Consider the following 11,696-nt stretch of genomic DNA (forward strand, 5'->3'; position numbering starts at 1 on the left):
TCTATTCGCCTGCTTTATTCGCCAAGCGCGTCTTCGAGCAAGGCGGCGAGCTGGGCTAGGTGCTTGGACATCAATCCGGTCGCCGGCGACGCGGCCGCCGGCCGGCCGGTGTAGCGCACCCGCTGATGCTTGGCGTCGATATGCGCCAGCACCCATTCCAGGTACGGGTCGATGAACGACCAGGCGCCCATATTCTTGGGCTCCTCCTGGCACCACACCATCTCGGCGTTGCGGAAACGCGACAGTTCGGTGATCAGCGCCTTGGCCGGGAACGGATAAAGCTGTTCGACGCGCAGCAGGTAGATGTCGTTGATGCCGCGCTTCTCGCGCTCCTCGTAGAGGTCGTAATATACCTTGCCCGAGCACAGCACGACGCGGCGGATCTTGGAATCCTTGGTGAGCTTGATCGCCTGGTTGGGCAACAGCTGCGCGTCGTCCCACAGCAGCCGGTGGAACGAGCTCTCGCCCGAGATTTCCGGCAGCGTCGACACCGCCCGCTTGTGGCGCAGCAGCGACTTCGGCGTCATCAGGATCAGCGGCTTGCGGAAGTCGCGCTTCAGCTGTCGGCGCAGGATGTGGAAATAGTTGGCCGGCGTGGTGCAGTTGGCCACTTGCATGTTGTCTTCGGCGCAAAGCTGCAGGAAGCGCTCCAGCCTGGCGGACGAATGTTCCGGGCCCTGGCCCTCATAGCCATGCGGCAACAGGCAGACGAGACCCGACATTCTGAGCCACTTGCGTTCGCCCGACGAGATGAACTGGTCGAACACAACCTGGGCGCCGTTGGCGAAGTCGCCGAACTGCGCTTCCCACAAGGTCAGCGCCTTCGGCTCGGCGAGGCTGTAGCCATATTCGAAGCCCAGCACCGCCTCTTCCGACAGCATCGAGTTGATGACTTCGTAGCCGGCCTGCGCCGCCGACAGATTGTTGAGCGGGATGTAGCGGGTCTCGTCGCGCTGGTCGTAGAGCACGGAATGGCGCTGCGAGAAGGTGCCGCGCTCGGAATCCTGCCCCGACAGGCGGATCGGATTGCCGTCGAGCAGGATCGCGCCGAACGCCAGCGCCTCGGCCGTCGACCAGTCGATGCCTTCGCCGGATTCGATCGCCTCGCGGCGGTTTTCGAGGAAACGGATGATGGTCTTGTGCGCCTCGAAACCCTTCGGCACCTCGGTCAGCTTCTTGCCGATTTCCTTCAGCGTCTTGACCGGCACGGCGGTCTTGCCGCGCCTTTGTTCGTCCTGGTTGTCGGCCGTGCGCAGGCCGGACCAGGCGCCATCGAGCCAGTCGGCCTTGTTGGGCTTGTAGTGCTGGCCGACTTCCCATTCGGATTCCAGATGCGCGCGCCAGTCGGCCTTCATCTGGTCGAGCTCGGCCTGGGTGATGTGGCCCTCGGCGATCAGACGGTCGCCATAGATCTGCACCGTCGTCTTGTGGGTGCGTATGTTGCGGTACATGATCGGCTGGGTGAAGGCCGGTTCGTCGCCCTCATTGTGGCCGAAGCGGCGGTAGCAGAACATGTCCACGACCACCGGCTTGTGGAATTTCATGCGGAATTCGATCGCCACCTTGGTGGCATGGACCACGGCTTCCGGGTCGTCGCCATTGACGTGGAAGATCGGCGCCTCGATCATCTTGGCGACGTCGGACGGATAGGGCGACGAGCGCGAGAAGCGCGGATTGGTGGTGAAGCCGATCTGGTTGTTGATGATGAAATGCAGCGTGCCGGCGACGCGGTGGCCGCGCAGGCCCGACAGGCCGAGGATTTCGGCGATCACGCCCTGGCCGGCGAAGGCGGCGTCGCCATGCAGGAGCAGCGGCAGCACCTTGGCGCGCTCCTCCAGCGGCACGATCTCCTCGCGGCCGCGGCCGAACAGGTAATCCTGCTTGGCGCGCGCCTTGCCCATCACCACCGGGTCGACGATTTCCAGGTGGGACGGGTTGGCCGTCAGCGACAGGTGGACCTTGTTGCCGTCGAACTCGCGGTCCGACGAGGCGCCGAGATGGTACTTGACGTCGCCCGAGCCTTCGACCTCATCGGGGGCTGCCGAGCCGCCCTTGAACTCATGGAAGATGGCGCGGTGAGGCTTCGCCATCACCTGGGAGAGCACGTTCAGGCGGCCGCGATGGGCCATGCCGAGCACGATCTCCTTCATGCCGAGCTGGCCGCCGCGCTTGACGATCTGCTCCAGCGCCGGGATCAGCGCTTCACTGCCGTCGAGGCCGAAGCGCTTGGTGCCCTTGTACTTGACGTCGATGAACTGCTCGAAGCCTTCCGCTTCGACCAGCTTCGAGAGAATTGCCTTCTTGCCGGTGGCGGTAAACGAGATTTCCTTGTCGGCGCCTTCGATGCGCGCCTGGATCCAGGCCTTTTCCTCGGGGTCGGAGATGTGCATGAATTCGACGCCGAGCGTCGAGCAATAGGTGCGGGTCAGGATCTCCAGCATCTGCCGGATGGAGCCGAATTCGAGCCCGAGCACATTGTCGAGGAAGATCGGCCGGTCGTAGTCGGCTTCGGTGAAGCCGTAATTCTCGGGCGACAATTCATTGTAATCCTCGAGCGGCTTGGCGATGCCGAGCGGATCGAGATTGGCGTGCAGATGGCCGCGCATGCGGTAGGCACGGATCATCATGATGGCGCGCACCGAATCGCGCGTCGCCTGATGCACGTCGGCGTCGGAAAGAGCGACACCGTTGGTGACCGCCTTGTCCTTGACCTTCTTTTCCAGATGCTTCTCGACAATGCCCCAATTGCCGTCGAGCGCCGACACCAGCTCGCCATTGGCCTGCAGCGGCCAGGAGGGCTTGGCCCAGGAGGCACCCTTGGCATTCCTGCGTACATCGCCGGCATCGTCCTTCAGACCAGCGAAGAACTCCTGCCATTCGGGATTGACCGAGGCGGGATCGTCTTCATAGGCGGCATAGAGCGCGTCGATGTAATCGGCGTTGCCGCCATAGAGGAATGAGGTGAGCGAAAATTGGTCGTTGGCCTGATCTTGTCTTGCCATGTCGTTTCAGCGGAGCAGCGCTCCGTCTCCTTACGTTTGCGGCAGGGCCGCGATAGTGGGCGGTTCACCCGCCCTTCTTGTCCCCTCAAAAGCCAACGAACCGTCGTTGGCCCTCATTCCATAACCGGCGCCAGATTCAGCCCTTGATGGCTTCAACCAGCGTCGTGCCAAGCCGCGCCGGTGACGGCGAGACCTTGATACCGGCCGATTCCATTGCCGCGATCTTGTCCTCGGCGCCGCCTTTGCCGCCGGAGATGACCGCGCCCGCATGGCCCATGGTACGGCCCGCCGGCGCCGTGCGCCCGGCGATGAAGCCCGCCATCGGCTTCTTGCGGCCACGCTTGGCTTCGTCCTTGAGGAACTGCGCGGCGTCTTCCTCGGCCGAGCCGCCGATCTCGCCGATCATGATGATCGACTTGGTCTCGTCGTCGGCGAGGAACATCTCGAGCACGTCGATGAACTCGGTGCCCTTGACGGGATCGCCGCCAATGCCGACGGCGGTGGTCTGGCCGAGGCCGACATTGGTGGTCTGGAACACGGCCTCATAGGTAAGTGTTCCCGAGCGCGAAACAACGCCGACCGAGCCCTTGCGGAAGATGTTTCCGGGCATGATGCCGATCTTGCATTCGTCGGGCGTGAGCACGCCGGGGCAGTTCGGCCCGATCAGCCGCGAGGTCGAGCGGTCGAGCCGCGCCTTGACCTTGACCATGTCCATCACCGGAATGCCCTCGGTGATGCAGATGATCAGCGGGATTTCCGCCTCGATCGCCTCCAGGATCGCTTCGCCGGCGCCCGCCGGCGGTACATAGATGACCGAAGCGTTGGCGCCGGTCTTTTCCTTGCCTTCGGCGACGGTGGCGAAGATCGGCAGGCTTTCGCCCTTCGACCCGGTCCAGGTCTCGCCGCCCTTCTTGGGGTGGATGCCACCCACCATCTTGGTGCCGTGATAGGCCAGCGCCTGTTCGGTGTGGAACGTGCCGGTCTTGCCGGTCAGGCCCTGCACCAGCACCTTGGTGTTCTTGTCGACGAGAATGGACATCGGAGCCCTTTTCTAAAAGCCGTTGATCGAGGAAGGCGAGACGCGCTTGTAGACGCCGCTCACCATGTCTTGCCATGCATCGCTGCCGGCGGGTTTGAAATGCAATCGCATGCGGTAGGTGTCGGCATCGTCAAAAATATACGTCACGCGCGCCGAACCGCGCGGTGATGACCGCTCCAGATTGAGCTCGCCGCCGTTCCACGTGCCCGTGGCCGGCGAGGCCGGCACGAAACCCATCGAATCGAACTGGTGCATGGTGACGACGCTGTTTTGCTGGTCGAAGCCGAACACGTTGTGCGAACCGAAGGAAATCGTGCCGTCGCGGCGCTGGCGGTAGCGCTGCACCACGAACAGGCCGCCGAATTGTGCCTCCGCCAGCACCTCCGATGTCGCCGTGCCGCCATCGGCCCATTGTGTGTCCGCCACCTCCTCCTCGCCACGCCACGCGCCGACCAGCGCCTGCAGGCGCTGGTGATCGGCCGAGAGCGAGGAGAAGGAAGCCGCGTTCATTGGTCAGAGCCGCTTCAGGTCGGTGACGGTGAGATCGCTCTTGGCATTGCCGGTGTTGAGCGTCGTCGACGGCTCGAACATCAGCACCACGGGCTCTTGGGTCAGCGAACGCGGCCGATGCTCGACGCCACGCGGCACGACGATGAAATCGCCCTCGCCGAGCTCGACCGGACCGTCGCGGAAATCGATGGCGATGCGACCGCGCAGCACGAGGAAGGCTTCGTCCTCATGCTCATGCGCGTGCCAGTCGAAAGCCTCGCCGAACTTGGCGACCTTCGCCTGGCTGTCGTTGACGTCGCCGGCGATGTGCGGATCGAAGACCTTGGTGATCTTCTGATCCGCCGCCTCGACCAGATTTATCTTGCGCGGAGGCATCCGCTCAGCCCTTCACCGCCGCCACGATCTTCTTGGCCGCGTCATCGAGATCGTCGGCCGACACCACGTTCAGGCCGCTGTCGTTGATGATCTTCTTGCCGAGCTCGGCATTGGTACCTTCCAGGCGCACCACCAGCGGAACCTTGAGGCCGACTTCCTTGACCGCGGCAATCACGCCCTCGGCGATGATGTCGCACTTCATGATGCCGCCGAAGATGTTGATCAGTATGCCTTTGACCGCAGGGTCCTTGGTGATGATCTTGAACGCCGCCGTCACCTTCTCCTTGGACGCGCCGCCGCCGACATCGAGGAAGTTGGCGGGTTCGGCGCCATAGAGCTTGATGATGTCCATCGTCGCCATGGCAAGGCCGGCGCCGTTGACCATGCAGCCGATATTGCCGTCGAGCGCGACATAGGCGAGGTCGTATTTCGACGCCTCGATCTCCTTCTCGTCCTCTTCGGTGGTGTCGCGCAGTTCGAGCACGTCCGGGTGGCGAAACAGCGCGTTGTTGTCGAACGACACCTTGGCGTCGAGCACGCGCAGCCGGCCATTCTTCATGACGATCAGCGGGTTGACCTCGAGCAGGCTCATGTCCTTCTCGACGAAGGCCTTGTAGAGGATCGGGAACAGTGTGCCGCCATCCTTGGCCGCATCGCCGTCGAGCTTGAGGGCCGCGTTGAGCTTCTTAACATCATCCGCCGTCACGCCCTTTTCCGGGTCGATGGCGACGGTGATGATCTTTTCCGGCGTGTCATGGGCGACCGCCTCGATGTCCATGCCGCCTTCGGTCGAGACGACGAAGGCGATGCGGCCGACCGAACGGTCGACCAGGATCGACAGATAAAGCTCGCGCTCGATGTCGGCACCGTCCTCTATATAGAGACGGTTGACCTGCTTGCCGGCCGGGCCGGTCTGCTTGGTCACCAGCGTGTGGCCGAGCATCTCGTTGGCGTTGGCGACGACGTCGGCGACCGACTTCGCCAGCCGCACGCCGCCCTTGGCGTCAGGCGACAGTTCCTTGAACTTGCCCTTGCCGCGGCCGCCGGCATGGATCTGGCTCTTCACGACATAGAGCGGGCCGGGCAGCGCTTGTGCCGCGGCTTCCGCCTCGCTTGCCTTGAACACCGGCACGCCTTCGGCCACCGGCGCGCCAAAGCTCTTCAGCAGCGCCTTGCCCTGATATTCATGGATGTTCATGGGGAACTATCTCCAGGTCTTTGCCGGGGTTGTTTTTGGCGGGGTTTACTTCGAGGCGAGTTGCGGCGCGATCTTGACGCAGGCCTCGGTCAGGCCCTGCACCGTCGCCACCGAGCTTTCGAACATCTTCTGCTCGGCCTTGTTGAGGTCGATCTCGATGATGCGCTCGACGCCGCCGGCGCCGATCACCACGGGCACGCCGACATAGGTACCCTTGACGCCATACTGGCCGGAGAGGTGCGCCGCGCAGGGCAGCACGCGCTTCTTGTCCTTGAGATAGGCTTCGGCCATCTGGATTGCCGAGGCGGCCGGCGCGTAATAGGCCGAGCCGGTCTTGAGCAGGCCGACGATCTCGGCGCCGCCGTCGCGGGTACGCTGCACGATCTGGTCGAGCTTTTCCTTCGAGGTCCAGCCCATCTTGACGAGGTCGGGCAGCGGAATGCCCGAGACCGTCGAATAGCGGATCATCGGCACCATGGAATCGCCGTGGCCGCCGAGCACGAAGGCGGTGACGTCCTCGACCGAAACCTTGAACTCTTCGGCCAGGAAATAGCGGAAGCGCGCGCTGTCGAGCACGCCGGCCATGCCCACGACATGGGTCTTGGGCAGGCCCGAAAACTTCTGCAGCGCCCACACCATGGCATCGAGCGGGTTGGTGATGCAGATGACGAAGGCCTTCGGCGCGTACTTCTTGAGACCGGCACCGACCTGTTCCATGACCTTGAGGTTGATACCGAGCAGGTCGTCGCGGCTCATGCCCGGCTTGCGCGGCACGCCCGCGGTGACGATGCAGACATCCGCGCCCTCGATGCCGGCATAGTCGTTGACGCCGGTCAGCCGGGAGTCAAAACCATCGACCGGCGACGACTGCGCGATATCGAGCCCCTTGCCTTGCGGGATGCCCTCGGCAATATCGAACAGCACCACGTCTCCGAGGTCCTTGAGGCCGATCATGTGGGCGAGCGTGCCGCCGATCATTCCCGAGCCGATAAGCGCTATCTTGTTGCGTGCCATGTGAGGATGTTTTCCCTTTGTCTGTGACTGCGCCGAAATCTTTGACGACTTGATGACGGTGCCGAGGAAGAGGCCGGAATGCTGAGGAAACCCGCGAGATTTCGCCGCACCCAATAGCCCCGGTGCAAGATAAATTCAATCGATTATTTTGGAGTGAGCGTTTTCAATCGGTTAGATGGTTTGGGATTTACGTAAACGTCAAAGTTTGTAAGACGATCTGCCTAAGATTACACAATTAGGATGACAATCAGAAGGCTTGAAGAGGTGATGACGCCGTTGTGATGCTGGCCGCCGAGGATGTGAGCGTCAAAACTCGGCGAGAAAAAGGAGCGAGAAGGATCGCGGCCTTTCGGAAACTGTCCCCTTACGCCTGCGCGCGCGACGCTTCCGGGGCGAGCTTCTCTTTCCGCCGCTCAGCCCAGTCTTCCAGCCAGTCGCGACTCTGCATCTCGATCAGGCGTGACGCGGTGCGTTCGAACTCGAACACCTCGACACCGCGCTTGGCCACGTAGAGCTCTTGCGGCGGCGCCTCGGCGCTCACCACCAGGCGCACATGGTGGTCGTAGAGCGTGTCGATCAACAGGATGAAGCGCTTGGCCTCGTTGCGCTTGCCCTCGCCCAGAACCGGAACGTGGTCGATGAAGACCGTCGAGAAGCGTCCGGCGATCGCCAGGAAATCGCGCGCGCCGAGGGGTTTTTCGCAGAGATCGGCGAAGGCAAACCGCGCCGCGTCGCCGGCGGCAGCCGGCACCACGACTTGCCGGCCCTTCAGCGTCAGCGATGTCGCGGCCGTCGGCGCGCCGCGCGTCATCGTCTGCCAGGCCTCGTCGAGCGCGCGGTCGGCTTCCGCGTCGGCCGGCGTGACATAGACCGGCGTCCGGGCGAGCTTTTCCAGCCGGTAATCCTTGTCGCTGTCCAGCGACAGCACCTGTGCGTGCCGTTCCAGTATGCCGATGAAAGGCAGGAACAGCTGGCGATTGAGCCCGTCGCGGTAAAGATCCTCCGGCGCCACGTTCGAGGTGGCGATCAGCACCACGCCATTGGCAAACAGCGCCGAAAACAGCCTGGACAGGATCATCGCGTCGGCGATGTCGGTGACGGAAAACTCGTCGAAGCACAGCACCCAGGCTTGCTCGGCCAGGGCTTTTGCCACGGGTGGGATCGGATCGTCTTCCTTGACGTCACCGTTCTTGCGCGCCTGCCGATGCTTCTGGATGCGGTCCTGCACGTCGGCCATGAAGTCGTTGAAGTGGACGCGACGCTTGCGCCGGACCGGCAGCAGCTCGAAGAACATGTCCATCAGCATCGTCTTGCCGCGGCCGACGCCGCCATGGATGTAGAGGCCCTTGACGATGTCCCGCGTCTCGCGCTTGCGGGCAAACAGCCAGCCCAGCGCACTGGATTTGTGCGCCAGCCGTTTTGCCGAGATTTCCGATGTCAGCCGGTCGAGCGCGGCGGCAATGCGCTCCTGCGCCGGGTCGCGCTCGATCGCGCCGGTTTCCACCAGATGGTCGTAGCGCTGCCTGACGGTCGCATGGGTCTGGAGGCCGTCACGCAGATGCATCGGTCACGTCGTTGTTCAGAGCAGGATGCTCCGGGGAGAACTAATGTGTTTGAGATTCAGGTCAGGCCAAGCCGAGAATGTCGGCTTTCGAGAAGCCGCCGTTCACAGGCCGGCATCACCTGAATATCGGCATATCCAGCTTACCTTGTAAGCGAAATCGGCTGCCCGCTGGAAGTCTGACCGTCGAATTTCGAGCCACCCGAGGAATAGAGCCGCGCCAGCGAACCGCCATTCTCGTCATAAAGCGTCAGCTGCTTGCCGGCGACATTCCACGACTTGATGCCATCGATCGGCGCCGGGCAGTGCAGCGGCCCGGCGCGGAAGCCGGCGCCGAACTTGGTCTGCGGCGTCGCGATCTTGCAGCTCTGGCCGGAAACGCTGGCGTTCCAGACGCCGGCGACGCTTGCCGCGCTGAGATCCGAGGCACCGGCGGGTGCCGAGCCGTCCGGCGGCAAGGACGCGACCTGCGTGTTCGCCGGGGCGGTCGGGAACTGCGACGGGTCGGTGGCGCCGGGCGAGGCCGGCGGCGGCAACTGGTTGGAGGTCACCTGGCCAGCCGGGGCCGGCTGCAGTGGCGCCGGCTGCTGGTCGTCCATCGACGAGAACCGTGAGGTTGAGCAGCCACTCGCAACGAGCGCCGCCAGCGATACGGCCACCAAGCCGCTTTTCGAAAAATTCATTCCAACCTCCGTCGGATCCGGCTGGGGGGACGCCGTCCGCGCAATCTCTCACCCCCACCAAGATGGAGAAGGTGGCGAAATTTCAACCCGATATGGTTAAAATAGGGTTTGCAGCAAGATTTGTTGCAAATTTATCGCAATCAGGATGGACCGGACGGCTTGCTGCTCGGCCTCCGCGATCCCAGCTCCCGCCTTCGCCATTCGGCGCTTGCGCCGATCGGCGCAGGACCTATGTCTAGGGGCCGGAACGCTGGAGCAGACCTTGGCCGCGAGAAAGAAAGCCGCCAACCGCTATTACAGCGGTCCGCCCAGCGATCATTTCGATGGCACCTTGTTCTTCAATCCGGGCGGCCGGATGCCCGGCCGCTTCGTGGATCTGCTGAAATGGCAGTTCAACGGCCAGCGCGCGAAATGGCCCGCGACGAGTCCGAGCCCCTTTTCGCAGGCAAGGCCAGCCGCGAAGGTCGAGGGTGCCGAACTCACGGTGACCATGGTCGGTCACTCCACCTTGCTGATCCAGACCGCCGGGCTGAACATCCTCACCGATCCGGTCTGGTCGCAACGCACCTCGCCGTTTTCCTTCGCCGGGCCACGACGCGTCAATCCGCCGGGCATCGCCTTCCCCGACTTGCCGCCGATCGACCTCGTCCTGGTCAGCCACAATCACTACGACCATCTCGACCTCGCCACGCTGAAGCAGCTCAAGGCCGGCCATCATCCGCTGGTGGTCACCCCGCTCGGCAACGATGTCCTCATCGGCGAGGCGGTTCCCGGCATGCGTCTTTCGGCATATGACTGGGGTGACAGGGTCGATCTCGGTAACGGCGTTTTCGTCCACATCGAGCCGGCGCATCACTGGTCGGCGCGCGGCGCGCGTGACCGGCGCATGGCATTGTGGGCCGGCTTCGTCATCGAGACGCCGGGCGGAAAAATCTATTTCGCCGGCGACACCGGCTTCCACGACGGCATCAACTACCGGCTGATGGCGGCGAAACATGGCGGCTTCCGCTTCGCCATCCTGCCGATCGGTGCCTACGAGCCGCGCTGGTTCATGGCACCGCAGCACCAGAACCCGGAGGAAGCGGTGCAAGGCATGAAGCTGTGCGATGCCGCCTTCGCCGCCGGCTGCCACTGGGGCACCTTCCAGCTCACCGACGAACCGATGGACGAGCCGGTCCGCAAACTTGCCGAAGCGCTTGACGCCGAGGGCATGCCACGGGAGCGCTTTCGAGCCCTGCGGCCTGGCGAAGTCTGGAGAGTGCCTTGAACTCCGGCAGGGTTTGGCGTCTACCCCACGAGGGTTTCGCCCACCATCTCAAAGAACGGAGACGCATCCTATGAAATCGATCCTGGCTGCCCTGCTTGCCGCCACAATCTCCACCTCGGTGGCCTATGCCGGAGACATCGCCGATCGCGCCGCCGACGCCGAAAAGGCACTGCAGGCAGGGGATGGAGCTGGCGCGCTGGAGAAATTCCGCGGCGCCGAGGAAGCCTTGTGGCAAGCGATGCCGCTCGCCGTGCAGAATGTCAAACAGGTCGACACGGCCAGCGGCTTCGGCATCTACAGCGAGCGCGCCAATCACATCTACAAGCCCGGCGAGAAGGTCATGCTCTACATGGAACCTGTTGGTTACGGCTATGGCTCCGACGGCCTCGGCAACAGCCAGATCGCGCTTTCCGTCGACCTCACCGTGCTTTCAGACTCTGGCGAAGCCCTGGGCACGTTCGAGAAAATCGGCAGCGTTCAGGTCGCTTCCCGCTCGCACAACCGCGAACTCTTCTTCAAGCTCGACCTGTCCCTCGATGGACTGCCGCCCGGGAAATACAAATGCAATTTCCTCATGCATGACCAGAACTCGGCCAAGACCGCACCCTTCAGCACCGATATCGAGATCGCGGGCTGATGCATGTCGCCCAAAAGTGATCCCGGTTTTGGGGAACGACATGCATGAAACAGAGACCTAAAGCGCGTCGCATGAACCCGCTTCAACGCGACGCGCTTTAGGTTTTACCGCTGACATCGCCTCGCAAACCGCGGGAACCCAGGCACGACAGCCGCGTTCTTCATGCGGTTTCAAAATCTGTCGGTTTGCGAGGCATTCCCATGATCAAATGGATCATCATTCTCCTGATCATCGCCGCGGCGGCGAGCCTGCTCGGCATGCCGGCGCTGGCCGGAGCCGCCGCCACAGGCGCGCGCATCCTCATCGGCATCGTTCTCGTCATCTTCCTGCTGGTCGTGCTCGGCATCTTCGCGGTGACCTAAGAGACCTCGAAGGCGCCTGCGCACTGGTAATTCCCGCCCGTTTCCGCC

11 protein-coding genes are annotated in these 11,696 nt (G+C 63.2%); 3 read left to right on the top strand and 8 right to left on the bottom strand.

Annotated elements, in window-relative coordinates; translation table 11 throughout:
* Positions 1-14 precede the first annotated feature (14 nt).
* The 8 genes from FJ977_RS31580 to FJ977_RS31615 form a co-directional block, all read right to left on the bottom strand.
* Positions 15-3,002, bottom strand: a complete 2,988-nt coding sequence (locus tag FJ977_RS31580; RefSeq protein WP_140776087.1) for a 2-oxoglutarate dehydrogenase E1 component — start codon at positions 3,000-3,002, stop codon at positions 15-17.
* A gap of 136 nt (positions 3,003-3,138) precedes the next feature.
* Complete coding sequence (gene sucD, locus FJ977_RS31585; protein WP_140776088.1) at positions 3,139-4,041, bottom strand: succinate--CoA ligase subunit alpha; 903 nt, start codon at positions 4,039-4,041, stop codon at positions 3,139-3,141.
* A gap of 12 nt (positions 4,042-4,053) precedes the next feature.
* Complete coding sequence (locus FJ977_RS31590) at positions 4,054-4,551, bottom strand: DUF1579 family protein (RefSeq protein WP_140776089.1); 498 nt, start codon at positions 4,549-4,551, stop codon at positions 4,054-4,056.
* Positions 4,552-4,554: 3 nt separating this feature from the next.
* Positions 4,555-4,926 carry a cupin domain-containing protein gene (locus tag FJ977_RS31595; protein WP_140776090.1) on the bottom strand — a complete coding sequence of 124 codons (372 nt, stop codon included), beginning with the start codon at positions 4,924-4,926 and terminating at the stop codon, positions 4,555-4,557.
* Positions 4,927-4,930: 4 nt separating this feature from the next.
* Positions 4,931-6,124 carry an ADP-forming succinate--CoA ligase subunit beta gene (gene sucC / locus FJ977_RS31600; protein ID WP_140776091.1) on the bottom strand — a complete coding sequence of 398 codons (1,194 nt, stop codon included), beginning with the start codon at positions 6,122-6,124 and terminating at the stop codon, positions 4,931-4,933.
* A gap of 45 nt (positions 6,125-6,169) precedes the next feature.
* Entirely contained in the window at positions 6,170-7,138 is a 969-nt protein-coding gene (mdh, locus tag FJ977_RS31605) for a malate dehydrogenase (protein WP_056574603.1), read from the bottom strand.
* 364 nt (positions 7,139-7,502) lie between these two features.
* Positions 7,503-8,702, bottom strand: a complete 1,200-nt coding sequence (zapE, locus tag FJ977_RS31610) for a cell division protein ZapE (RefSeq protein ID WP_140776092.1) — start codon at positions 8,700-8,702, stop codon at positions 7,503-7,505.
* 140 nt (positions 8,703-8,842) lie between these two features.
* Entirely contained in the window at positions 8,843-9,382 is a 540-nt protein-coding gene (locus FJ977_RS31615) for a protease inhibitor Inh/omp19 family protein (RefSeq protein WP_140776093.1), read from the bottom strand.
* Between the two features lie 262 nt (positions 9,383-9,644).
* On the opposite strand from FJ977_RS31615, the gene FJ977_RS31620 reads away from it, so the two are divergent.
* The 3 genes from FJ977_RS31620 to FJ977_RS31630 all read left to right on the top strand — a co-directional run bounded on the left by FJ977_RS31620 (position 9,645) and on the right by FJ977_RS31630 (position 11,648).
* On the top strand, positions 9,645-10,649 hold the full coding sequence (locus tag FJ977_RS31620; protein WP_140776094.1) for an MBL fold metallo-hydrolase: 1,005 nt from the start codon (positions 9,645-9,647) through the stop codon (positions 10,647-10,649).
* A gap of 70 nt (positions 10,650-10,719) precedes the next feature.
* Complete coding sequence (locus tag FJ977_RS31625; RefSeq protein WP_140776095.1) at positions 10,720-11,286, top strand: hypothetical protein; 567 nt, start codon at positions 10,720-10,722, stop codon at positions 11,284-11,286.
* Positions 11,287-11,486: 200 nt separating this feature from the next.
* Positions 11,487-11,648 (top strand): DUF1328 family protein, encoded by a 162-nt coding sequence (locus tag FJ977_RS31630; RefSeq protein WP_032932257.1) that lies wholly within the window; start codon positions 11,487-11,489, stop codon positions 11,646-11,648.
* The last annotated feature ends 48 nt before the right edge of the window (positions 11,649-11,696 follow it).

Source organism: Mesorhizobium sp. B2-1-3A (assembly GCF_006442655.1).
GTDB lineage: Bacteria > Pseudomonadota > Alphaproteobacteria > Rhizobiales > Rhizobiaceae > Mesorhizobium.

Excerpts from the sequence above, each read along its gene's own strand:
- FJ977_RS31630 (WP_032932257.1), top strand. The coding sequence starts at position 11,487 with ATGATCAAATGGATCATCATTCTCCTGATCATCGCCGCGGCGGCGAGC.
- FJ977_RS31625 (WP_140776095.1), top strand. The coding sequence starts at position 10,720 with ATGAAATCGATCCTGGCTGCCCTGCTTGCCGCCACAATCTCCACCTCG.
- FJ977_RS31580 (WP_140776087.1), bottom strand. The coding sequence starts at position 3,002 with ATGGCAAGACAAGATCAGGCCAACGACCAATTTTCGCTCACCTCATTC.
- sucD (WP_140776088.1), bottom strand. The coding sequence starts at position 4,041 with ATGTCCATTCTCGTCGACAAGAACACCAAGGTGCTGGTGCAGGGCCTG.
- FJ977_RS31595 (WP_140776090.1), bottom strand. The coding sequence starts at position 4,926 with ATGCCTCCGCGCAAGATAAATCTGGTCGAGGCGGCGGATCAGAAGATC.
- FJ977_RS31615 (WP_140776093.1), bottom strand. The coding sequence starts at position 9,382 with ATGAATTTTTCGAAAAGCGGCTTGGTGGCCGTATCGCTGGCGGCGCTC.
- mdh (WP_056574603.1), bottom strand. The coding sequence starts at position 7,138 with ATGGCACGCAACAAGATAGCGCTTATCGGCTCGGGAATGATCGGCGGC.
- sucC (WP_140776091.1), bottom strand. The coding sequence starts at position 6,124 with ATGAACATCCATGAATATCAGGGCAAGGCGCTGCTGAAGAGCTTTGGC.
- zapE (WP_140776092.1), bottom strand. The coding sequence starts at position 8,702 with ATGCATCTGCGTGACGGCCTCCAGACCCATGCGACCGTCAGGCAGCGC.
- FJ977_RS31590 (WP_140776089.1), bottom strand. The coding sequence starts at position 4,551 with ATGAACGCGGCTTCCTTCTCCTCGCTCTCGGCCGATCACCAGCGCCTG.